Origin of the sequence: Noviherbaspirillum pedocola (genome assembly GCF_016632335.1) — a bacterium.
GTDB lineage: Bacteria > Pseudomonadota > Gammaproteobacteria > Burkholderiales > Burkholderiaceae_D > Noviherbaspirillum_A > Noviherbaspirillum_A pedocola.
This window is the reverse complement of the sequence record NZ_JAEPBG010000003.1, coordinates 252,866-275,688: the sequence shown is the minus strand read 5'-3', so window position 1 is coordinate 275,688 and position 22,823 is coordinate 252,866. Positions and strand designations below refer to the sequence as shown.

Below are 22,823 nucleotides of genomic sequence, written 5' to 3'. Positions count from 1 at the left end.
GCTGGGCGCGGCATGGCACAACAGCATGCCTTGCAGCCGCAGCGTTTGCGACAACTGGTTACGGCGCATTGACGGCAGGTCGCATCCCGCATGCCGGCCTGCCGAATTGCGACGCCCCATGCCGGGCGGGCATGCTTCTTGATTGCAGGAAGCATGCCATTTGGCCTACCCATGCTCCAGTTCACCATGCCCACTCCCTTCGATGAAATGCATGCCGTCGGCGAAGCCCGCGAGCACTATCGCGTCTTTGACCGCTGGCTCTCCGATCAGTCGCCGGACACCCTGGCGCACAAGCGCGCCGAAGCCGACCTGATCTTCCGCCGCGTGGGCATCACCTTCGCGGTCTATGGCAGCGATGCTGGCACCGAGCGCCTGATTCCCTTTGACATCATCCCGCGCATCATTCCCGGCAATGAATGGAAGATGCTGCAGGCGGGACTGGTACAGCGAGTGCGCGCGCTCAACATGTTCATCCATGACATTTATCACGAGCAGCGCATCGTGCAGGCGGGCGTGATGCCGGCCGAACAGGTGTTCCGCAATGCGCAGTATCGACCCGAGATGCAGGGCGTCGATGTCGCATCAGACATCTATGCGCATATCGCCGGCGTGGACATCGTGCGCGCCGGCGCCGGCGAATACTACGTCCTGGAAGACAATCTGCGCGTGCCTTCCGGCGTGTCCTACATGCTGGAAAACCGCAAGATGATGATGCGGTTGTTTCCCGAACTGTTCGCGCGGCACCGCATCGCGCCGGTGGCGCATTATCCAGACCTGTTGCTGGACAACCTGCGTTCGGTTGCGCCCTTGGGCGTGGACAATCCCACCGTGGTGGTGATGACGCCCGGCATGTACAACTCGGCCTACTTCGAGCATGCGTTCCTGGCGCAGCAGATGGGTGTGGAACTGGTCGAGGGTAAGGATTTGTTCGTGGCCGATAACACGGTCTACATGCGCACCACGCGCGGACCGAAGCGCGTCGACGTGATCTACCGCCGCATCGATGATGACTTCCTCGACCCCCTTGCCTTCCGCGCCGATTCCACGCTCGGCGTGCCGGGCCTCTTGTCGGTGTACCGCGCAGGCCGCGTCACGCTGGCCAATGCAATCGGCACCGGCGTGGCCGACGACAAGTCGATCTATCCGTATGTGCCGGACATGGTGCGCTTCTATCTTTCCGAGGAGCCGATCCTCAACAACGTTCCGACCTGGCAATGCCGGCGCCGCGAAGACCTCGATTACACGCTGGCCAATCTTGCCGATCTGGTGGTGAAGGAAACCCATGGCGCCGGCGGCTACGGCATGCTGGTCGGGCCGGCATCAACCAGGGAAGAGATCGAAGCCTTCCGTCAGCGCATCCTCGCCAAACCTGAAGGCTATATCGCGCAGCCGACGCTGGCGCTGTCGACCTGTCCGACCTTCGTCGAAGCCGGCATCGCGCCGCGGCATATCGATTTGCGTCCCTTTGTCTTGTCCGGCAAGACCGTGACCATGGCGCCGGGCGGGCTGACCCGCGTGGCATTGAAGGAAGGCTCGCTGGTGGTGAATTCGTCGCAGGGCGGCGGCACCAAGGACACCTGGATTCTGGAGGAATGACATGCTGAGCAGCACGGCCGACAATCTTTTCTGGATGGCGCGCTATACCGAGCGCGCCGAAAACACCGCGCGCATGCTCGACGTGAATGTGCAGACGGCGATGCTGCCGCAAAGCCCGCAAGCCACTGAGCAGGGCTGGCGCGCGATGCTGGGCATTTCCGAGCTGGAGGAAGCCTATGCGCGCAAGTACGCGCACGTCCATGCGCGCGATGTGCTCGACTTCATGGTGCGCGATCCATCGAACCCCTCCTCCATCGCCTCCTGCCTGGCCAGCGCGCGCGAGAATGCGCGCGCGGTGCGCGGCTCGCTGACCACCGAAGTCTGGGAAATCCAGAACACTACCTGGCTGGAGCTGCAGGGCCAGCTGAAGAAGCGCGCGCAGGAGGACAATCCGAGCGCGTTCTTCGAATGGGTCAAGTACCGCTCGCACCTGTCGCGCGGCGTGACCATCGCTACCATGCTCAGGGACGAGGCCTTCTACTTCATCCGCATGGGCACGCACCTGGAGCGGGCCGACAATACCGCGCGCATCCTCGACGTGAAGTTCCATGGGGCGCGCGAGGCGCAGGCCGCGCAGGGGATGCAGGGGATGCAGGGGATGCAGGGGATGCAGGGGATGCAGGGGATGCAGGGGATGCAGGGGATGCAGGGGATGCAGGGGATGCAGGGGATGCAGGGGATGCAAGGCGCGCAGAGCTTGGAAACGCAGCGCGATTTCTATCACTGGGCCGCGGTGCTGCGCTCCGTGTCGGCCTTCGAAACTTACCGCAAGGTCTATCGTGACGTCATCACGCCGGAACGGGTGGCCGAGCTGCTGATGCTCAGGTCCGACATGCCGCGCTCGCTGATCTACTGCATGAACGAAGTGCTGTCCAATCTGGAACAGGTACGCAACGATGTATCGGCCGACACCGAGCGCTTCGCCGGCCGCCTGCATGCACAGCTGCGCTTCGCTACCATCGAGGACATCCTGAGCTCCGGATTGCATGACTACCTCGACCGTTTCCTCGCCGATGTCTATGAAATCGGCAACCGGGTCAGTCGCGATTTCCTGCTGCCGCTTTCGGCCTGATCCCATGATCCTGACCATCTGCCACGAAACGCATTACCGCTATACCGAGCCGCTGTCGTACGCGATTCAGCTGCTGCGCCTGACGCCGCGCCGCGAGGCGCATCAGCAGACGCTGTCCTGGCATATCGCCGCGCCGGGACGCTGCCATGCGACTGACGATGCCTACGGCAATGCGATGCATGTGCTGACCATCACCGGCAGGCACGATGAAAGCCATCTCGTCGCCGCCGGTCGGGTGCAACTCTTGCCGCTGGATCGCGGCAGGCTCGAGGATATCGGCAGTCTGCCGCCGCTGGTCTACAGCGTCGCGACCCGGCTGACCGTAGCGAGCGAGCCGGTGGCCGAGTTCGCCACGCGCCATCTACGCGGTCGGAGCACCGCCAGCATGCTGGCGCTGGCCGAAGCGATACGCGACGCGGTGGCCTATCGCAGCGGCGCCACCGAAGTCTCGACCGCCGCTGCCGATGCGCTCGCGCTTGGAGAAGGCGTGTGCCAGGATCATGCGCATCTGTTCCTGGCCTGCTGCCGCGCGCAGGGCGTGCCGGCGCGCTATGTGTCCGGCTACATCGACCCGGGCACCAGCGACCATGCCGACAGCCATGCCTGGGTCGATGCCTGGGTGGAAGATGGCGATTACAGCGGCTGGGTCAGCATTGACGTCACTCATGCCTGCCCGCAGGATCTGCACTACTGCCGCTTGGCCGTGGCGCGCGATTACGATTCGGCCGCACCGGTGCGCGGCGTGCGCCGTGGCGGCGGCCATGAAACCCTGCGGGTCGACGTCAGCGTCTCGCGCGAGCAGTAAAGGTACAATCCGCATTTTTCTTGCCGAACGACATCATGACCTACTGCGTCGCCATGCGCCTCCATGCGGGGCTGGTCTTTCTCTCCGACTCGCGCACCAATGCCGGCGTGGACAATGTCGGCACCTTCCGCAAGATGTATTTGTTCGAGAATCCCGGCGATCGGGTGATGGTGCTGATGACCTCGGGCAACCTGTCTCTGTCGCAATCGATACGGCAGGCGATCACGGATTATCGCAGCGCGCAGGGCGAATCGATCTGGAACGTGGCATCGATGTACGACGCCGCGCGCATCGTCGGCGAGGCCATACGCCGGGTGCATGCGCGCGACGCAAAGGCGCTGGGCGACTTTGGCATCGACTTCAATGTGCGCATGATCTTTGGCGGCCAGATCCGCGGCGAAGGATGCCGGCTGTTCCAGATGTACTCGGCCGGCAACTTCATCGAGTCACATGATGAAAACACCTACTTCCAGATCGGCGAGTCGAAATACGGCAAGCCCATCATCGACAGGGTGATCACGCCGGCCTCAAGCCTGGATGAAGCGGCCAAGTGCGCGCTGATCTCGATGGATTCGACCTTGCGCTCGAACATCTCGGTTGGGCTGCCGCTGGATCTGCTGGTGTACGAATGCGATGCGCTGGCCGTGAATCGTTTTGTTTCCATCGATGAGAAGAATGCGTATTTCCGCATGATCCGCGAGACCTGGGGAACGCAGCTGAAGCGTATTTTTGAAAGCATCGATGACCCGGTGTGGAATGCGCCGCAGCCGAGCACGGAGCCGGCGCTGTCGAAGGCGGGAACGTATGCGCATCCGGTGCGGATCCCGCCGCCGAAGGATGTAGCCGCGGGCGTGCAGCAGAGTTTGCCGTTGCAAAGTGTGGCGCAGCAGGGCGGGGATGATGCGCAGCACTGAGGCTGAACGAAAAAGTCCGGAAGCTGGTTAGCTTACGGACTTCGGGAACTTCAGGCGCAGCCTCTGGTAAGGAAGTTCGTTGCGCGCTTCGATGTCCAAAGCCTTCTTTGGCGCACGTCGCGTTATTGCTTCTCCTTTTCCATCTCTTCAAGTCGACGTCTAGACTCTGCGAGCACAGAGATATCGGTAGATATTTGCTCTGGATTCCTTTTAATAATGTCGAGGCCATCTTTACTGGGGTCGCAAGAGCCTGGACCGCAAATTCCGCCTTGCACATCATCGAGCGCGTTATCTTCCAGTTTGGCTTTATCTGCCGCCTCGTTCTGAGACTTACCATTCTTCTGCTGTTCAGGCATCTCATTCTCCCTGGGAATCAAGTGTTGAAAGCAAGATTGCCGGCGAACGTTTTCATGCATCGCATGCGGGCCAGGCACTGTAGCGCGGTTGAGAAAAGTTGCCGCCGTGCTGGATGAAACGAACCGGCCTAGAAACGATGCCGACGACCGCATGCGAACGGACCCGCGAATCATCCTTTCGGCTTCTGCAATGGTGAAAAGGGAAACTGTTACCTTCCGGGAGGCGCCATGGGTTCTTCTTGCCCCGGCGATACAGGAATGTTTTTTATGACGGGGTTGTTCTGTAATGAATGCTTTACATTCTCTATGCGCTCTCCGAATTCAGGCGTTCCACCACTTGCGCCACCTTGAATGTCCTCCAGCTTTTCTTCTTCCAAGGCCGTACCCTGAGTATTACGCCGCGATTTTTGCGAGCCCTTCTGTTCTGACATGGCATTCTCCATAACAATTAGCCAGCGAAAGCGGAATGCTCTCCGGCAGAGCCTTAGTGGAATGCCAACATGACGGTGTTCCAGTATCCGAGTTAAAGGTGGATGAGATAGGGGAGACACAAACCGTCGATGCGAATGTCCCGACACGGTAATGTTGCGCCTCCGTAGCTACGCTGACGCAAGAGGCGCACAGGAAGGCATGCATTCGAGAAAAAGCCATGAAAAAAGCCGGGACTGGAATGCCCGGCCTTGCATGACTGCCCTCCATACCTGCTTCACTTGGGGAAGAAATACGAGATACCACCTTTCTTTTCGAGTTCGGCGCGGTTGATGGGCTTGGCCATCCATTGCTCCAGCATGATTTGCTGCGATTTAGGATCAGTAGTGCAGCCTCTCTGCTCATTCCACTCGACATTTCTGCGCACGATCTCTGTAGCTTCTTCTCGGGTCAGGTATTCAGGCTGTTTGCCGCCAGTGATCGACTCGAGCAAGCCGTCATCAACCGTCGATGGCATCTCGTCAGCCGTATTGGATAGTTTTGCAGCACCTTCTTTCATACGTCCTCCACGTGATGGCGCCGCAGGAAGGCAGCGCCGCGTGGCATCTGTCACGGCCGACGCGTGATTAGTTCAATGTTCCATTTAATGTTTTGGAAAGCAGAACGATTCAGCAGACGTTCGAGACCTCAATCAGATTCGCATCCGGATCGCGGAAATAGACGGAGAGTATCGGCCCCTGCGCGCCAGTGCGCCGCACTGGCCCTTCAATGATCTCGACGCCAGCCGCGCGAATACGCGCAGCGGCCTCATCGAGCGGCGTGTCGGTGATGAAGCACAGATCGGCCGAACCCGGCGTCGGACGTTGCGCCTTTGGCTCGAATTCATGACCGTGCCGATGCAGGTTGATCTTCTGCGCGCCGAAGGCCAGCGCCTTGCGGCCTTCGCCGAAAGTGATGACCCGCATGCCGAGCACGCGGGTATAGAAATCGCAGGTCGTGTCGATGTCCGCGACGGTCAGCACCAGGTGGTCCAGTCGCGCGACCTGCATGGTTTACTCGACGATGGTTTGCGCCTCGTCGCCCTGGCGCTCGCGGATTTCGCCGATGCGGAACACGGTCTCGCCGGCGGCGCGCAATTGCGCTATCGCCGCGTCGGCATTCGCGGGCGACACGATCACAGTCATGCCGATGCCGCAGTTGAAGACACGATGCATCTCAGCATCGGCCACGCCGCCATGCTGCTGCAGCCAGGAGAACAGTGGCGGCATGGTCCAGGCGTCGCGCTTCAATACCGCAGTCAGATTCGGTTGCAGCACGCGCGGAATGTTTTCCACCAAGCCGCCGCCGGTAATGTGCACCAGGCCACGCACTTCGATCGCCTTCATCAGCGCCAGCAGCGGCTTCACATAGATGCGGGTCGGCGCCATCAGCGCGTCTGCCAGCGGCTGGCCGTGGAAATCGGCATTCAGATCAGGCCTGGCAACCTCGATGATCTTGCGCACCAGCGAATAGCCGTTGGAATGCACGCCGGAAGACGCCAGGCCCAGCACCACATCGCCCGGCGCGATCTTGCTGCCATCGATGATCTCGGACTTTTCCACCGCACCAACCGCGAAGCCGGCCAGGTCGTATTCACCGTCCGGATACATGCTCGGCATCTCGGCGGTTTCGCCACCGATCAATGCGCAGCCAGCGAGTTCGCAGCCATGGGCGATGCCCTTGATGACATCGGTCGCGCTGGGCACGTCGAGCTTGCCGCAGGCGAAGTAGTCGAGGAAAAACAGCGGCTCGGCGCCCTGCACCAGAATGTCGTTGACGCTCATGGCGACCAGGTCGATACCGACAGTGTCATGGCGCTTCAGTTGAAAGGCCAGCTTGAGCTTGGTGCCCACGCCATCGGTGCCGGACACCAGCACCGGCTCCCGGTATTTCTTGCCGATCTCGAACAATGCGCCGAAGCCGCCGATGCCGGCGAGCACGCCTTCCCGCATGGTCCGTTTCGCGTAGGGCTTGATGGCTTCAACCAGGGCATCGCCGGCATCGATGTCGACGCCGGCATCGGAATAGGACAGGGAAACGTTCGAAGGAGAAGTCATGGCGGGATATGGCCGCGGAAGGCGGTAGAATAACGGGTTTCGAGCCGGATCAACGCATCCGGAAAAACCGGTATTTTATCAAACCGCCCATTGCCGTCGCCGAATTCATGCCGTTTTCTTTCATCGCCAACCGCCGCGCCGATGCCGACTCCAGGTCTGCCGAGCGGCCCGTTGCGGTGCGGGCATGCGGCGAGCGACGGCCCGGCCTGCCAGCGCGAAGCCCACTAGCATGAGACAGTTGCTGCTGGATCTGAACGCCGAAAAGTGGCAAACCCTGGCCAACTTCGAAGCCGGCCGGAACGCGGAACTGTATCAACTGATGCGCCGCCTGGCGTCACATTCCACCGTTGCGCCGCATGAGCGCTTCGTCTACCTGTGGGGCCGCGCCGGCGCCGGCAAGACGCATTTGCTGCGCGCGCTGGCCGCATCGAGCCGCTCGCGCTATCTCGCGGCCGACGCGCCGCAACGTGCATGGCGCTTCGAGCCCGACATTCCGCTTTACCTGCTGGACGATTGCGAACAGTTGCCGGCGAAGTCGCAGATCGCCGCATTCAATCTGTTCAACGAAGCGCGCGAGCATGGCGCGATGATGATCGTCGCCGGCGCGGTGCCTCCGGCTGTGCTGCCAGTGCGCGAAGATCTGCGCACCCGCATGAGCTGGGGCCTGATCTACCAGGTGCATGAACTGTCCGATGAGGAAAAGATCGCCGCGCTGAACCAGGCGGCGCAGGCGCGCGGCCTGCAGCTCTCGGCCGGCGTGCTGCCCTATCTGATTACGCATTTCCAGCGCGATATGCGATCCTTGTCGGCCATGCTCGATGCGCTGGACCGTTATTCGCTGGAAACCCAGCGTCCCATTACCCTGCCACTGCTGCGCAGCCTGTTGCAGCTGGAAGAAGAATCAAAGACATGAACCTGACGCTGTTTGACCTCGACCATACGCTGTTGCCGCTGGACTCCGACTATGAGTGGGGACAGTTCATGTGCCGCGTCGGCGCGGTGGACGCGGTGGAATTCGCGCGCCGCAATGCCGAGTTCTACGAGCAATACCAGGCCGGCACGCTGGACCCGGTGGCCTATCTCGAATTCGCCTTTGGCAACCTGGCGCGCTTTCCGCGCGCAAAGCTCGACAGCCTGCACCGGCAATTCATGGAAGAAGTGATCCGGCCGGCGCTGCGGCCGGCGGCGCTCGATCTGGTGCGCCGCCATCGTGACGCCGGCGACCTAGTGCTGATCATCACCGCCACCAACCGCTTTGTCACCGCGCCGATCGCGCAAGCCTTCGGCGTTGAGCATCTGATCGCGGCCGAGCCCGTGCTCGACGACAGCGGCGACATCACCGGCGCCTTCCGCGGCACGCCGCCCTACGGTCCGGGCAAGGTGGTCAATCTGCGCCACTGGCTCAACGCGCGCGGCCAAACGCTGGAAGGCTTCGCCACCAGCACCTTCTACAGCGATTCGCAGAACGATATCCCGCTGCTGTCCGCCGTGACCCATCCGGTGGCAACCAATCCCAATGCCCGTCTCAGCGCCCATGCGAAGGCGCAGGGCTGGCCCATTCTGAATCTGTTCAATGATTAAGAAGCTCATCAGGCGCATCCTCGGCAAGCCGGCGGCCGATCCCACCCAGCCGGTCATCCTCGGTCCCGAAGAACACCGCATCCGGCCCGAGCTGGTATCGCCGAACGCGGTCCGCGTCACGCAGACGCTGCAGGCCGAAGGCTACAAGGCCTTTCTCGTCGGCGGCGCGGTGCGCGATCTGCTGCTGGGCATTCCGCCCAAGGATTTCGATATCGCCACCAATGCCACGCCCGAGCAGGTCAAGCGCCTGTTCCGGCGCGCCTTCATCATCGGCCGCCGGTTCCAGATCGTGCATGTGATGTTCGGGCAGGAATTGCTGGAAGTGACCACCTTCCGCGGCAGCTCATCGGAAGCCGCGCCGCGCGACGAGCATGGCCGCGTGCTGCGCGACAACACCTTCGGCGAGCAGCATGAAGACGCGCTGCGGCGTGACTTCACCATCAATGCGATGTACTACGATCCGGCCACGCAGCAGGTGCTGGACTATCACGGCGGCATCGAAGACATCCGCGCGAAGACGCTGCGCATCATCGGCGTGCCGGAAGAGCGCTATCGTGAAGACCCGGTCCGTATGCTGCGCGTGGTGCGCTTCGCCGCCAAGCTCGGCTTCGAGATCGATCCGGCCGCGCGCGCGCCGATCAGTGTGATGGCGCCGCTGCTCAACAACGTGCCGGCCGCGCGCGTCTTCGATGAAATGCTAAAGCTGTTGATGAGCGGGCAAGCCATGGCCTGCCTCGAGCGCCTGCGCAGCGAAGGCCTGCATCACGGCCTGCTGCCGCTGCTGGACGTGGTGATGGAGCAGCCGCTCGGCGAGCGCTTCGTGCGCCTAGCCCTGGACAATACCGATGCCCGCATCAAGGCCGGCAAGCCGGTGTCGCCGGGTTTCCTGTTCGCCTCGCTGCTGTGGCACCAGGCGCTGGAGAAATGGCGCGCTTACCAGGCCGCCGGAGAATTGCCGATCCCGGCGCTGCACATGGCGGCCGACGATGTGCTCAACGGCCAGACCGAGAAGCTCGCGCTGCAGCGGCGCATTGCGTCCGACATGCGCGACATCTGGGCAATGCAGCCGCGCTTCGAGCGCCGTACCGGCAAGTCGCCCTACAAGCTGATCGAACATCCGCGCATGCGCGCCGGCTATGACTTCATGCTGCTGCGCTGCGCCTCCGGCGAAATCGACGCCGAGATCGGCGAGTGGTGGACCGCCTTCATCGAAGGCGATGGCGCAACCCGCGAAGAACTGCTGACCAGAAAGCCGCGCACGGAAGGCGATGCACCGGCGAAGAAGCGACGCCGCAGTCGCAGCCGCAACCGAAATGCCGCCGGGGGAGCCAGCGGGTCCAATGGCGCGAGCGCAGAGAACGCGGGCAATGAAGCGCAGGGCGGCGCTCGTACCGGCGAACCTGTGACCAGGGACAACGTCGAATGAATGCTGCCGCGCATGTGCTCGCCTACATCGGCCTGGGCGCGAACCTCGGCGATGCGCGCGCCAGCGTGGAAGCAGCATTGCAGCGCTTGAACAGCTTGCCGCAAACACGCCTGGATGCGGCATCAAGCCTGTATGCCACCGCGCCTGTCGATGCCGACGGCGATGATTATGTGAACGCGGTGGCGCGCATCGATACTGCATTGCCGGCGCAGGAGTTGCTGCGCCATCTGCTCGACATTGAACAGGACTTGGGCCGCGAGCGGCCCGGCTACAATGCGCCGCGCACTCTTGACCTCGATCTGCTGCTGTATGGCGAAGAACGCATCGACGAACCCGGCCTCATCGTGCCGCATCCGCGCATGACGCAGCGTGCCTTCGTGCTGGTGCCGCTGCTGCAGCTCGATCCACTGATCACGATTCCCGGCGCAGGGCCGGCGCAGGGCTTCATGCCGGATGTGGCCGCGCAGGCGATACGGCTGCTGAAGCCTTAGCGCCGGCCACATCACATCGATAAACCATCCGCAGGAGACATCACAATGGCAGCCTACCTACAAGAAAACGCCGGCGCCGCGCGCACCAAGCCGGTCACCATCCCCACCCTGCTCTTGATGCGCGCCAAAGGCGAGAAGATCACGATGTTGACCTGCTATGACGCCAGCTTCGCAGCGCTGATGGACCGCTGCGGCGTGGACATGCTGCTGGTCGGCGATTCGCTCGGCATGGTGTCGCAGGGCCACGGTTCGACGCTGCCGGTGACGATACAGGACATGGCCTATCACACCGCCAGCGTGGCGCGCGGCAACCGCAACGCGATGCTGGTGGCGGACATGCCCTTCGGCACCTATGCCACGCGCGAGATGGCCTTTGCCAACGCGGCGATGCTGATGCAGGCCGGCGCGCAGATGGTGAAGATCGAAGGCGGTGCCTGGCTGGCCGATACCGTCCACTTCCTCACCGAGCGCGCCATTCCCGTGTGCGCGCACCTCGGCCTGACGCCGCAATCGGTGCATGTGCTCGGCGGTTTCAAGGTGCAGGGCAAGTCCACCGAAGCGGCGGACCGGCTCAAGGCCGATGCGCTGGCGCTGCAGCAGGCTGGCGCATCCGTGCTGGTGCTGGAAGCGATCCCGCGCGGCCTGGGCAAGGAAGTCACCGAATCGCTGGCGATGCCGACCATCGGCATCGGCGCCGGCCCGGATTGCGCCGGCCAGGTGCTGGTGATGCATGACATGCTCGGCGTCTTCCCCGGCCACAAGGCGCGCTTCGTGAAGAACTTCATGGAAGGCCAGACCAGCATCGATGCCGCGGTGCTGGCCTATGTGCAGGCGGTCAGGGATGGCAGCTTTCCGGCGGCGGAGCATTGTTTCTGAGATGAGAGGGACGCCGCTGCTCGCCGCGGCAGCAATGAAAGTGGAGCTATCGTAGCGGCTGCACGCAAGGCGCTGTAGAGTAATCCGACTGTTTCGTTTCAACCTTCCTCGATGTATCTGATGATCAACTATCAAGCGATCATTACCTTGGAGCCCGGCAAGCGTGGCGGCAAACCATGCATCCGGGGTCTGTGTATCACGGTGCAGGACATCCTGCAATGGATGGCTGACGGCATGAGCATCGACGATATCCTGGCCGACTATCCTGAATTGACCCGCGATGATGTGCTGGCATCGTTGGCTTATGCTGCCGATCGCGAAGGTCGTGCCGCCGTGTTGCACGTCGTGGCATGAAGTTGCTGCTAGACGAAAATATTTCACGACGCATCCTGCCGATGCGCATCGAGAGCTATCCCGATTCATCCCATGTCAGCTTGCTTGGGATTGAGCGTGCTGATGATCGGTCGATCTGGCGTTTTGCCAAGTAGAACGGGTATGTGATCGTGACCAAGGACGACGACTTTCAGGGATTGCTGAATGTTCTCGGCCATCCGCCGAAAGTCGTCCGCCTGAGAATGGGCAATTGCAGCAATCACGCAATCATCAGCGCATTGATTCGGCAGTTTTCAGCAATCGCCTCCACCTTGGCCGAGCCGGCAGTGGGTCTTGTCGAACTCTACGAATAAAGCTTTGACTATTGTCGATTCAGCGACGCAAGCCCATGGCTTGATGCAGTAAGAGTGCTCATAGCGCCACGATACAAATCCAGACATGTCCGAATGCCCGAACAAACCAGGAGCATTTGAACGGACGCTTCGCTTCGCGCAAATCGCTGAAGCCGTACAGGTTTCATCCCACCCGGCTTGCATTGTTCAATCCTGTTCACTCATACGCCGTGAACGCCGTCGCCATCGATTCCTCCAGCTGCCGCTGGCTGCCGATGTTCACGCCAAGATCGCGCAGCAGGCCATCATGCACGCCATAGACAATGCTGTGCACCGTGACTTCCTGGCCGCGTTCCCAGGCGTCCTGGATGATGGTGGTCTGGCACAGGTTGTGCGCCTGCTCGATGGCGTTCAGCTCGCAGAGCCGGTCCAGGCGCTCCTTGTCCCCCAGCACCTGGCCGAGATAGCGGCCGTGCTTGACCGAGACGTCCTGCACATGGCGCAGCCAATTGTCAGCCAGGCCGACGCGCCGGCCGATCATGGCTGCCTGCACGCCGCCACAGCCATAGTGGCCGCAGATGATGATGTGCTTGACCTTCAGCACATCGACCGCGAACTGCAGCACCGACAAGCAGTTCAGATCACTGTGCACCACGACGTTGGCGATATTCCGGTGCACGAACAGCTCACCCGGCAGCAAGCCCAGCAGTTCATTCGCCGGCACCCGGCTGTCCGAGCAGCCTATCCACATGTACTCCGGCGTCTGCTGCGCCGCCAGGCGCTGGAAAAAACCCGGCTCCTGCGCCGAGATGTCGGCGGCCCACTGGCGGTTGTTTTCAAATAGCTGCGGGTAAGTGATTTCCCTGGCGGTTTTCAAGCTCATGCTGCGTACTCCTGTGTCAAATATTCCGTGAATCAATGCCGGCGCGCGGCCGACAGCGAAAAGCGTTCGATGAAGCGGCGGTCGATCGCATCCTTCCATTTCCATACCCAGTCGCCCTGCCACGCCATCCCGCGCCAGCAGGCGATCGCATGACGGCCGCCGGTGGAAATCAGCGCCAGGTGCGAGCGCTGCGCATGATAGGCCAGCAAGGGTTCACCGCGCATCGAGCGCAGCAGGTTTTCCGCCAATATCGGCCCCTGCCGCACCGCGATCACGCCGGACTTGAGCCACGGCATGCCGGCATGGCTGGCCGCGTCGCCGGCGGCGAATACCTGCGCGTGACTGGTCGAACGCAGGCAATCGTCGACTTCGATGAAGCCGTCGCGGCAGGCCAGCCCGGACTGTGCAAGCCAGGGTTGCGCGCCGGCGCCGGTGGCCCAGATCAACGCATCATGCGCAATGGCGCGGCCGTCGTTCAGATGCAGCCTGCCCTCTTCGACCGCTTTGACCTCGGCGCCCATGAAAACATCGATGCCGGCCTCCTGCATGCGGCGCATGGCCAGCCGCGCGGCGCGTGCTGGATAGCCGCCAAGCAAGCTGCGACCGAGCAAGGTGCAATGCATGGATACGCCCGCCACCTTCATCCGATAGGCCATGGCCAGCGCCAGTTCCACGCCGCCCGCACCAGCGCCGACCACGACCAGACGCGCAACCCGAGTTCGCCGCGTGGCCAGCGCCTGGATACGCTGCCATCCCGCCAGAAAGTCGCCCACCGGCTTGACCGGCAATGCATGCGCGGCAGCACCCGAAACTTGCCACACCGGTGGCGTCGAGCCGATGTCGATTGAGACGACATCGAAATCCCAGCCGCGGCCATCGTCGGCGCGCGCCCGCCTGGCAAGCGGATCGAGCGCGCCTATGCGCGCCTGCACGATGTCGACGCCGGCATGTGCCGCCGGCGGCAGCAAGTCGATATGGGTTTCCGCGGCCGCGTAATGCCCGGCGACCAAACCCGGCAGCATGCCGGAATACGGCGTATGCAGCTCGCGCGTGACCAGTGTCGCTTTGATGCCGGCACGTTGCGACGGCGCCAGCCGGCCCAGGGCTTCCAGTACGAACAGATGGGAATGCCCGCCCCCGATCAGCAACAGACGCGTCATGCCGCAGCCCTATTCGCCCGAAAACACAATATCGCCATACCAGGCATGGCCACGGCTGCCACTGTTGTCGCCATCGGTCATGACGGCCACGGCATCGATGGCGGTGATGTCTTCGCCGAAGGCAGCGCGCAAATCCTCGCGCACATTGCGGCGGTGCTTCACCCACTGGCCAGCCTGCGCCGCGCCGCTGTCGACGGCGAGCATCATCGCCTGCTTCGTGAACGGATTCGGCCAGCGCATGCCGACCGGATTCTGCGCCGCCCACACATAGTTCAGCGCCAGGCTGGAAAGCCCGAATACGCCACGTTCAATCACCACGTAAAGACGCACCGGAAAGTCGTCGCCGCGCCTGGTGTTTTCATCGATGCCGGCATACGGCGCTTCGATCTTCCACGACCATTCGAGCATCGGCGTTTTTGTCAGGTCGATATGGATCTTGCGGAAGCGGCCAGACGCTGCGCCATCGGTCTGCGCTTCCAGCACGGTGCGGCCATCCACCATCGTCAGCGCATAGCGGGTATGGCCCTTGAACGATTTCTCTTCCCAGCCGTTGAGGTCGCCGCCGGAAAACGCGCCAACGACGATGCCGGCCGCAACGGCCGGTGCGCCAACGAGCGCGAGGGCAGCAGCGCCCATCCACCGTCGCATGCGCGGCCGGTGCCTGCTGATTGCGCCGCACATGCACATGAAAAAGCCGCTGGCATCGCTGCCAGCGGCTGTTCGGGCCAGGTGAAGCTTATTCAAAGAACTCCTTGACCTTGTCCTTCCACGACTTGCTTTGCGGACTGTGGCGCGAGCCGCCCTCGGTCATCGAGCGATCGAATTCGCGCAGCAATTCCTTTTGCTTATCGGTCAGGCGCACCGGTGTTTCGACCACGACATGGCAGAACAGATCGCCGGCCAATCCCGAGCGCACGCCCTTGATGCCCTTGCCGCGCAGGCGGAATACCTTGCCCGACTGCGTGCCTTCCGGCACCGTGAACGACACCTTGCCGCCCAGCGTCGGCACTTCGATCTCGCCGCCCAGGGCTGCGGCGGCGTAGGAAATCGGCATCTCGCAATGCAGATCGTCGCCTTCGCGCTGGAACACCGGGTGCGGCTTGATATGGATTTCAACGTACAGATCGCCCGGCGGCCCGCCGTTCATGCCCGGCTCGCCATTGCCCGACGAACGGATACGCATGCCGTCGTCGATGCCGGCCGGGATCTTCACTTCCAGCGTCTTGTTGCGCTTGATGCGGCCGGCGCCGGAACAGGTCGGGCACGGGTCCGGAATCACCTTGCCCGAGCCGTGGCATTTCGGGCAGGTCTGCTGAATGCTGAAAAAGCCCTGCTGCATGCGCACCTGGCCGTGGCCGGCGCAGGTCGGGCAGGTGGTGGGCGACGTGCCCGGCTTGGCGCCGCTGCCGTGGCAGGTCTCGCAGTTGTCCCAGGACGGCACGCGGATCGTGGTGTCAAAGCCGTTGGCTGCCTGCTCCAGCGTGATCTCGAGGTTGTAGCGCAGATCGGCGCCACGGTAGACCTGCGGACCGCCGCGGCCACGACCGCCACCGCCACCGCCGAAGATGTCGCCGAAGATGTCGCCGAAGGTATCGGCGAAGCCGCCGGAGAAGCCGCCCGCGCCGCCCATGTTCGGATCGACGCCAGCGTGACCGTAACGGTCGTAGGCGTCGCGCTTCTGCGGATCGGACAGCATCTCGTAAGCCTCTTTGGCTTCCTTGAATTTTTCCTCGGCCGCCTTGCTGTCCGGGTTGCGGTCGGGATGGTATTTCATCGCCAGCTTGCGATACGCCTTCTTGATGTCGTCATCCGAAGCGTCTTTCGCCAAGCCCAGCACTTCATAAAAATCGCGCTTTGCCATCTAGGCCCTCTCTTGCAGCAAAACGCCGAGCGGCGGTCGGTGGACTCGCGGCTCGGCGAAATCACGCGGCTTTATCCCGCGTGATGCTCATTATTTGTCTTTGACTTCCTTGAAGTCCGCGTCGACCACATCGTCTTCACGCGGACGCGACTCGGAGGCTCCTGCGCCGCCTGCCGCACCGGCTCCCGCACCTGCTGCGCCGGCACCTGCGGCCTGCTGCGCCTGCGCATCGGCATACATCTTCTCGCCGAGCTTTTGCGCCGCGGTCGACAGTGCTGCAACCTTCTCGTCGATGTCGGCCTTGTCGTTGCCCTTGAGCGACGCTTCGAGATCCTTGATCGCGGCTTCGATCTTTTCCTTCTCGCCGCCATCGAGCTTGTCGCCATACTCGGAGAGCGACTTGCGGGTTGCATGCACCAGCGCATCGCCCTGGTTGCGCGCTTCGGTCAGCTCCTTCAGGCGCTTGTCCTCGGCCGCATTGGCTTCGGCGTCGCGCACCATGCGCTGGATCTCTTCTTCGTTCAAGCCCGAGTTGGCCTTGATCGTGATCTTGTTTTCCTTGCCGGACGCCTTGTCCTTCGCGCTCACGTGCAGGATGCCGTTGGCGTCGATGTCGAAGGTGACTTCGATCTGCGGCGTGCCGCGCGGCGACGGCGGAATGCCTTCGAGGTTGAACTCGCCCAGCGCCTTGTTGCCGGCCGCCATTTCGCGCTCGCCCTGGTACACCTTGATCGTCACCGCCGGCTGGTTGTCCTCGGCAGTCGAGAACACCTGGCTGAACTTGGTCGGGATCGTGGTGTTCTTCTGGATCATCTTGGTCATCACGCCGCCCAGGGTTTCAATACCCAGCGACAGCGGCGTCACGTCCAGCAGCAGCACGTCCTTGCGGTCGCCCGACAGCACCGAGCCCTGGATCGCGGCGCCCACGGCCACCGCTTCGTCCGGGTTCACGTCCTTGCGCGGATCGCGGCCGAAGAATTCCTTCACCTTCTCCTGCACCTTCGGCATGCGGGTCATGCCGCCGACCAGGATCACGTCATTGATGTCCGAGACCTTCACGCCGGCATCCTTGATCGCGGTGCGGCACGGTTCGATGGTGCGCTCGATCAGTTCCTCGACCAGCGATTCCAGCTTGGCGCGGGTGATCTTCAGGTTCAGGTGGACCGGCGCGCCGTTGGCCATGGCGATGTACGGCTCGTTGATTTCGGTCTGCTGCGACGAGGACAGCTCGATCTTGGCGCGCTCGGCGGAAGCCTTGATCCGCTGCAGCGCGATCGGGTCCTTGGACAGGTCCAGGCCGTTGATCTTGCGGAATTCGTCGATGATGTAATCGATGATGCGCTGGTCGAAGTCTTCACCACCGAGGAAGGTGTCGCCGTTGGTGGACAGCACTTCGAACTGCATTTCGCCGTCGACGTCCGCGATCTCGATGATCGAGATGTCGAAGGTACCGCCGCCGAGGTCATACACCGCGATCTTGCGGTCGCCCCGTTCGCTCTTGTCCAGGCCGAAGGCCAGCGCGGCCGCGGTCGGCTCGTTGATGATGCGCTTGACTTCCAGGCCGGCGATGCGGCCGGCGTCCTTGGTCGCCTGGCGCTGCGAGTCATTGAAGTAAGCCGGCACGGTGATCACGGCTTCGGTGACTTCCTCGCCGAGATAGTCTTCGGCGGTCTTCTTCATCTTGCGCAGCACTTCGGCGGACACTTGCGGCGGCGCGAGCTTCTTGTCGCGCACGCCAACCCAGGCGTCGCCGTTGTCGGCTTCGACGATCTGGTAAGGCATCAGGCCGATGTCCTTCTGCACTTCCTTCTCTTTGAACTTGCGACCGATCAGGCGCTTGACGGCGTACAGCGTGTTCTTCGGATTGGTGACGGCCTGGCGCTTCGCGGGAGCGCCGACGATGATTTCGCCGTCTTCCAGGTAAGCAACGATGGAAGGCGTGGTGCGCGCGCCTTCGGAGTTTTCAATGACCTTGGGTTGACCGCCTTCCATGACGGCGACGCAGGAGTTGGTCGTTCCCAGGTCGATACCAATGATTTTGCCCATGATGTTTATCCCTTGATTGTTCGGTTAGACGAAAAGTCCGTTGCTGCCTATATGTGGAGAAAGCTGGCTCTTTCAAGAAGGCCGGGAAGCTTCAGGAACCCTTTTGCTGCGACACGGTCACCAGCGCCGGACGCAGCAGGCGGTCGGCGATGGTGTAGCCCTTCTGCAGCACGGAGACGATGGTGTTGACGTCCTGGTCCGCGGGCACCATGGAAATGGCCTGGTGCTTCATCGGGTCCAGCTTTTCTCCCTGGGCGGGATTGATTTCCAGCAGGCGGTTCTTTTCGAAGGCCGAGGCAAGCTGCTTCAGCGTCATTTCCACGCCTTCCTTCAGGGATTCGATCGTGGGGGATTCGACTTTCAGCGCCATTTCCAGGCTGTCCTTCACCGGCACCAGCGCTTCGGCGAAGTTTTCGATCGCGAATTTGTGCGCCTTGGCGATGTCTTCCTGGGCGCGGCGGCGGATGTTTTCCGTGTCGGCCTTGGCGCGCAGGAAGGCGTCCTGCATCTCGGCGAGCTTGGCTTCCGCGCTCGCCAGCCTGTCTTCGGCAGTCTCGGCACCCTGAGCGCCCTCGGCAGCTGCGGCGGCGCCGGACGCGGCTTCGTCCTGCAGATTGTTGTTCTGTTCGTCTTGCATAAATAACTCCGGCTGAAATCGGGTTGGTGAATTAACCACTCGCCGCAAGTGGGGATAGCACCGGGCATTTCAAGGCCCGCGTTTGCAGAAGTCGCATCAGAAATTCAACGCGGCGCGCCCATGGCCTGCGCCCGCGCGGCGCCGATTTCAGCGTCGCCGCGCCGGTGCGCCAGTTCGGCGCCGGCTTCCTGCGTCGGCCAGCCTTGCAGGTGGCGCTCGGCGATGCCTGCCAGCGCGGCAATCCAGGCCGGCGATTCATTCAGGCAGGGGATGTAGCGGTATTCGGCGCCACCATGGGTAAGGAAATCGCTTTTGACTTCCATGTCGATTTCCTCGAGCGTTTCCAGGCAATCGCTGGTAAAGCCGGGGCACATCACGTCCACGCGCTTGACGCCTTCTTTCGCCAGACGCTGCAGCGTCGGCGCGGTGTAGGGCTGCAGCCATTCGGCCTTGCCGAAGCGCGACTGGAAGGTCACCAGATATTGATCGTCGGACAGGCCGAGCGCGGTGGCCAGAAGACGCGCCGTCTTGTGGCATTCGCAGTGGTAGGGGTCGCCCAGCATCAGCGTGCGCTTGGGCACGCCGTGAAAGCTCATCACGAGCTTTTCGCCACGACCGTCAACCTCCCAGTGCCGCAGCACCGACTGGCGCAGCGCTTCGATATAGCCGGGGTCGTCATGGTAGTTGCGTACGAAGCGCAGCTCGGGGATGTTGCGCACCGTGGCGTAGTGGCTGAAGACCGCGTCCCACATCGATGCGGTGGTGGTGCCGGAATATTGCGGATAAGCCGGCAGCAGCAGGATGCGGCCAAAGCCCTCCTCCTTCAGCGCCTTCAGCACCGCGGGCAGCGCCGGTTTGCCGTAACGCATGGCCGGCACGACCTTCACGCGATGGCCGCGCTCGCCCAGGGAACCCTGCAGCAGCGACGCCTGGCGCACGGTGTGCACCAGCAGCGGCGAACCATCGGGGCTCCAGATCGACGCATATTTCTTTGCCGACGCCTTGGAGCGGAACGGCAGGATCACGCCGTTCAGGATGAACCACCAGACCGCCTTCGGAATCTCGACCACGCGCGGGTCCGACAGGAATTCCTTCAGGTATGGCCGCACTGCGGCGGCGGTAGGCGCGTCGGGCGTGCCGAGGTTGGCCAGCACGATGGCGGTGCCACCGATCTGGCCATGGCGATGGGCGGGTTCGGTCTGGTAGCGCATCACGATGCCAGCAGTTCCCGCGCATGCTTGCGGGTGGTAGCGGTGATCTCGATGCCGCCAAGCATGCGGGCGACTTCCTCGATGCGCGCCTTCGCATCCAGCGGCTCGATGCGCGACACCGTCTTGCCATTGGTGCCGGTGGCCTTGCGCACCTGGAAATGCTGATTGCCCTGGCTGGCGACCTGCGGCAGGTGGGTCACGCACAGCACCTGGTGCTCGCCGCCGAGACGCTTCAGCAGCCGTCCGACGACCTCGGCCACGCCGCCGCCGATGCCGGTGTCGACCTCGTCGAAGATCAGCGTCGGCGTCGACGTGGCGCTGGACGTGATCACCGAGATCGCCAGCGCAATGCGCGCCAGTTCACCGCCTGACGCGACCTTGGCCAGCGGCCGCGGCACGCTGCCGGCATGACCGGCAACCAGGAATTCCACCTGCTCCAGGCCATAAGCGGCCGGCTCGCAGGCATTCAGCCCGACTGCGAAGCGCCCGCCCGACATCGACAGGTCCTGCATCGCTTCAGTGACGGCGCTGCCCAGGCGATCGGCCGCGGCGGCGCGCGCCTTCGACAGCTTCTGCGCCAGCGCCAGATATTCCTTCTTCAGCTTGTCTTCCTGCGCGCGCATCGCGTCGAGATCGGAAGCGTCGGCGAGCTGCTGCAGCTGCGCCGACAGGGTTTCCAGCTCTTTCGGCAAATCGTCCGGGTCGACATGGTATTTGCGCGCGGTGGAATGGATCGCTTCCATGCGTTCCTCGACGGTGCGCAGCCGGTCTGGATCGAGTTCGACGCGGGACAGGTAATCGTTGAGCGCATACACCGCTTCCTGCAGCTGGATCTGCGCCGGCTCCAGCGCTTCGAGCACCGGCTTTAAGCCATCGTCGACATCGACCAGCTTGTTGATGCGGCCATTGATCGCCGACAGCTGCTTCAGGATCGGATGCTCGTCAGTCTCGGAAATCGCCGACAGCGCTTCCTGCGCGCCTTCGATCAGGCTGGCCGCATGCGACAGCCGGCTGTGCTCATTGCTGATATCGGCCCATTCGCCCGGCTTGACCGCGAGCTTCTCGAGCTCGGCGACCTGCCATTCGAGCCGCTCGCGCTCGAGCAGCACCTTTTTCGCATCGGCTTCGAATTCCTCGCGCTGCCGCGCCAGCGTACGCCAGGCGCGAAATGCCGCAGCCACGGCCTTGGCGTCGTCGGCCAGGCCAGCCTGGCTGTCGAGCAGCGCGCGCTGCGCATCGGCTTTCAGCAAGGATTGGTGCGCATGCTGGCCGTGGATGTCGACGAGCAGTTCGCCGAGGTCGCGCAATTGGGTCGCGGTGGCAGCCACGCCGTTGATGTAGGCCTTGGAGCGGCCGGCATTGTCGATCACCCGGCGCAGCAGCACGCTGCCTTCGTCGGCGTCGAATTCATTGGTTTGCAGCCAGGCCTGGGAGTCGGGGGAAAGCGAGAATTCCGCGCTGATGTCGGCCTTGGCCGCGCCTTCGCGCACCACGCTGGCGTCGCCGCGGCCGCCCAGCGCCAATGCCAGCGCATCGATCAAAATCGACTTGCCGGCGCCGGTTTCCCCGGTGAACACCGTGAAGCCGGAACCTAGCTCGAGTTCAATCGCGTCGACGATGACAAAATCGTGTATGGAAAGTGTGCGCAGCATCTGAAAGGGAGAGAAGGAAACTTGCCCGGAGGGTGCCGGCTTGCGGATCAGTATCAGTTCGCGAACGCGACCGGGCGCTTATTTTAACTGACCTTCGACCGAAGGATATTCGTTCCAGTGCAACTTTTCCCGCAGGGTACTGTAGTAGCTCCAGCCGCGCGGATGCAGGAAGGTGGCGGCATGCCCGGAACGCCGGATCAGGATGCAATCATGGTGCGCAAGGCTGGCCAGCGACTGCATGTCGAAATTGATGCTGCAGTCGCGCCCGGCGATGACCTCGACGCGGATCGCGCAGGAATCCGGTAGTACGATCGGCCGGTTCGACAGCGCATGCGGCGCGATCGGCACCAGCACCATGCCCGACAGCGACGGATGCAGCAGCGGACCGCCGGCCGACAGCGCATAGGCGGTGGAACCGGTCGGCGTGGAAATGATCAGGCCGTCCGAGCGCTGGTTGTACATGAAGCGACCGTCGACCTCGACGCGCAGCTCGACCATGCCCGAGCCGGCGCCGCGCGCCACCACTACATCGTTGAAGGCCAGGCCATGAAAGATTTCGACGCCGTCGCGGATCACCACGCCCTCGAGCAGGCTGCGCTGCTCGGATTCCATCTGCCCGGCCAGCATTTCCTCCAGCAGCGGCAGCATGCCTTCGGCCGGGATGTCGGTCATGAAACCGAGCCGGCCCTGGTTGATGCCGATCAGCGGCACATTGAACGGCGCCAGCCGGCGCGCGATGCCGAGCATGGTGCCGTCGCCGCCGACGACGATTGCCGCGTCGGCTTGCCGGCCGATCTCGTCAGCACTTGCGGCAGGGACATGCGGCAGTTCGATATTGCTTGCAGTTTCGGCTTCCAGCACCACTTCTATGCCGGCGCCCTTCAGGAATGCGGCCAGTTGGGTCAGGGATTCGGCGATGCCGATCGCGCCGGGTTTGCCTATGATCGCGATTTTCTTGAAGTGCATCGGCCGGGAGGGAAGCGGTTGGGGCGACATGCGCGAGATTAGACCATAATTCCCCGGAAACGCGGCGCACGCCGGCTTGAATTCTTAAATATTTGACAAA

24 protein-coding genes and 1 pseudogene are annotated in these 22,823 nt (G+C 62.8%); 11 read left to right on the top strand and 14 right to left on the bottom strand.

Annotation, left to right across the window (positions count from 1 at the left end):
• Positions 1-186 precede the first annotated feature (186 nt).
• From JJB74_RS09745 to JJB74_RS09730, 4 genes are read left to right on the top strand one after another with little or no spacing between them, the layout of a single operon-like run.
• Positions 187-1,596 carry a circularly permuted type 2 ATP-grasp protein gene (locus JJB74_RS09745; RefSeq protein ID WP_200591904.1) on the top strand — a complete coding sequence of 470 codons (1,410 nt, stop codon included), beginning with the start codon at positions 187-189 and terminating at the stop codon, positions 1,594-1,596.
• 1 nt (position 1,597) lies between these two features.
• Positions 1,598-2,668 (top strand): alpha-E domain-containing protein, encoded by a 1,071-nt coding sequence (locus JJB74_RS09740; RefSeq protein WP_200591657.1) that lies wholly within the window; start codon positions 1,598-1,600, stop codon positions 2,666-2,668.
• Between the two features lie 4 nt (positions 2,669-2,672).
• Positions 2,673-3,473, top strand: coding sequence for a transglutaminase family protein (locus JJB74_RS09735; RefSeq protein ID WP_200591656.1), 801 nt, complete (start codon positions 2,673-2,675; stop codon positions 3,471-3,473).
• A gap of 35 nt (positions 3,474-3,508) precedes the next feature.
• Positions 3,509-4,387 carry a peptidase gene (locus JJB74_RS09730; RefSeq protein ID WP_200591655.1) on the top strand — a complete coding sequence of 293 codons (879 nt, stop codon included), beginning with the start codon at positions 3,509-3,511 and terminating at the stop codon, positions 4,385-4,387.
• A gap of 122 nt (positions 4,388-4,509) precedes the next feature.
• Here the strand turns inward: JJB74_RS09730 and JJB74_RS09725 are convergent, their stop codons facing one another.
• The 5 genes from JJB74_RS09725 to purM all read right to left on the bottom strand — a co-directional run bounded on the left by JJB74_RS09725 (position 4,510) and on the right by purM (position 7,268).
• Positions 4,510-4,743: a hypothetical protein gene (locus tag JJB74_RS09725; protein WP_200591654.1), complete on the bottom strand. Its 234-nt coding sequence runs from the start codon at positions 4,741-4,743 to the stop codon at positions 4,510-4,512.
• Between the two features lie 209 nt (positions 4,744-4,952).
• Positions 4,953-5,174, bottom strand: coding sequence for a hypothetical protein (locus JJB74_RS09720; RefSeq protein ID WP_200591653.1), 222 nt, complete (start codon positions 5,172-5,174; stop codon positions 4,953-4,955).
• A 275-nt stretch (positions 5,175-5,449) separates the two neighbouring features.
• Positions 5,450-5,731: a hypothetical protein gene (locus JJB74_RS09715; RefSeq protein ID WP_200591652.1), complete on the bottom strand. Its 282-nt coding sequence runs from the start codon at positions 5,729-5,731 to the stop codon at positions 5,450-5,452.
• 109 nt (positions 5,732-5,840) lie between these two features.
• Positions 5,841-6,221 carry a VOC family protein gene (locus tag JJB74_RS09710; protein WP_200591651.1) on the bottom strand — a complete coding sequence of 127 codons (381 nt, stop codon included), beginning with the start codon at positions 6,219-6,221 and terminating at the stop codon, positions 5,841-5,843.
• 3 nt (positions 6,222-6,224) lie between these two features.
• Positions 6,225-7,268: a phosphoribosylformylglycinamidine cyclo-ligase gene (purM, locus tag JJB74_RS09705; RefSeq protein ID WP_200591650.1), complete on the bottom strand. Its 1,044-nt coding sequence runs from the start codon at positions 7,266-7,268 to the stop codon at positions 6,225-6,227.
• Positions 7,269-7,497: 229 nt separating this feature from the next.
• On the opposite strand from purM, the gene hda reads away from it, so the two are divergent.
• From hda to JJB74_RS33155, 7 genes and pseudogenes are all read left to right on the top strand, one after another.
• Entirely contained in the window at positions 7,498-8,181 is a 684-nt protein-coding gene (gene hda / locus JJB74_RS09700) for a DnaA regulatory inactivator Hda (RefSeq protein ID WP_200591649.1), read from the top strand.
• Positions 8,178-8,849 carry a histidinol-phosphatase gene (locus JJB74_RS09695; RefSeq protein ID WP_200591648.1) on the top strand — a complete coding sequence of 224 codons (672 nt, stop codon included), beginning with the start codon at positions 8,178-8,180 and terminating at the stop codon, positions 8,847-8,849. Before hda ends, JJB74_RS09695 begins: the two co-directional genes overlap by 4 nt.
• A complete protein-coding gene (gene pcnB, locus JJB74_RS09690) occupies positions 8,842-10,275 on the top strand; it encodes a polynucleotide adenylyltransferase PcnB (RefSeq protein ID WP_200591647.1) in 1,434 nt (477 codons plus the stop codon). The genes JJB74_RS09695 and pcnB overlap by 8 nt, the downstream gene beginning before the upstream one ends.
• Positions 10,272-10,766, top strand: coding sequence for a 2-amino-4-hydroxy-6-hydroxymethyldihydropteridine diphosphokinase (folK, locus tag JJB74_RS09685; RefSeq protein WP_200591646.1), 495 nt, complete (start codon positions 10,272-10,274; stop codon positions 10,764-10,766). The genes pcnB and folK overlap by 4 nt, the downstream gene beginning before the upstream one ends.
• 45 nt (positions 10,767-10,811) lie before the next feature.
• Positions 10,812-11,642 (top strand): 3-methyl-2-oxobutanoate hydroxymethyltransferase, encoded by an 831-nt coding sequence (gene panB / locus JJB74_RS09680; protein WP_200591645.1) that lies wholly within the window; start codon positions 10,812-10,814, stop codon positions 11,640-11,642.
• Positions 11,643-11,762: 120 nt separating this feature from the next.
• Positions 11,763-11,996, top strand: a complete 234-nt coding sequence (locus JJB74_RS09675; protein WP_200591644.1) for a DUF433 domain-containing protein — start codon at positions 11,763-11,765, stop codon at positions 11,994-11,996.
• A pseudogene (locus JJB74_RS33155) lies at positions 11,993-12,328 on the top strand (DUF5615 family PIN-like protein). Before JJB74_RS09675 ends, JJB74_RS33155 begins: the two are co-directional and overlap by 4 nt.
• 196 nt (positions 12,329-12,524) lie before the next feature.
• Here the strand turns inward: JJB74_RS33155 and can are convergent.
• The 9 genes from can to JJB74_RS09620 all read right to left on the bottom strand — a co-directional run bounded on the left by can (position 12,525) and on the right by JJB74_RS09620 (position 22,753).
• Positions 12,525-13,190 (bottom strand): carbonate dehydratase, encoded by a 666-nt coding sequence (gene can, locus JJB74_RS09660; protein WP_200591641.1) that lies wholly within the window; start codon positions 13,188-13,190, stop codon positions 12,525-12,527.
• Positions 13,191-13,222: 32 nt separating this feature from the next.
• Positions 13,223-14,350: an FAD-dependent oxidoreductase gene (locus tag JJB74_RS09655; protein ID WP_200591640.1), complete on the bottom strand. Its 1,128-nt coding sequence runs from the start codon at positions 14,348-14,350 to the stop codon at positions 13,223-13,225.
• A 9-nt stretch (positions 14,351-14,359) separates the two neighbouring features.
• Positions 14,360-15,094: a DUF3047 domain-containing protein gene (locus JJB74_RS09650; protein ID WP_200591639.1), complete on the bottom strand. Its 735-nt coding sequence runs from the start codon at positions 15,092-15,094 to the stop codon at positions 14,360-14,362.
• Entirely contained in the window at positions 15,087-16,211 is a 1,125-nt protein-coding gene (gene dnaJ, locus JJB74_RS09645; RefSeq protein WP_200591638.1) for a molecular chaperone DnaJ, read from the bottom strand. The genes JJB74_RS09650 and dnaJ overlap by 8 nt, the downstream gene beginning before the upstream one ends.
• A 90-nt stretch (positions 16,212-16,301) precedes the next feature.
• Positions 16,302-18,257: a molecular chaperone DnaK gene (gene dnaK, locus JJB74_RS09640; RefSeq protein WP_200591637.1), complete on the bottom strand. Its 1,956-nt coding sequence runs from the start codon at positions 18,255-18,257 to the stop codon at positions 16,302-16,304.
• Between the two features lie 91 nt (positions 18,258-18,348).
• Positions 18,349-18,894, bottom strand: coding sequence for a nucleotide exchange factor GrpE (gene grpE / locus JJB74_RS09635; protein ID WP_200591636.1), 546 nt, complete (start codon positions 18,892-18,894; stop codon positions 18,349-18,351).
• A gap of 104 nt (positions 18,895-18,998) precedes the next feature.
• Complete coding sequence (hemH, locus tag JJB74_RS09630; RefSeq protein WP_200591635.1) at positions 18,999-20,105, bottom strand: ferrochelatase; 1,107 nt, start codon at positions 20,103-20,105, stop codon at positions 18,999-19,001.
• The gene (gene recN / locus JJB74_RS09625) at positions 20,105-21,757 is read right to left on the bottom strand and encodes a DNA repair protein RecN (RefSeq protein ID WP_200591634.1); all 1,653 of its coding nucleotides are present in this window, start codon (positions 21,755-21,757) and stop codon (positions 20,105-20,107) included. The genes hemH and recN overlap by 1 nt, the downstream gene beginning before the upstream one ends.
• Before the next feature lie 78 nt (positions 21,758-21,835).
• Positions 21,836-22,753 (bottom strand): NAD kinase, encoded by a 918-nt coding sequence (locus tag JJB74_RS09620; protein ID WP_200591633.1) that lies wholly within the window; start codon positions 22,751-22,753, stop codon positions 21,836-21,838.
• Positions 22,754-22,823 lie beyond the last annotated feature (70 nt).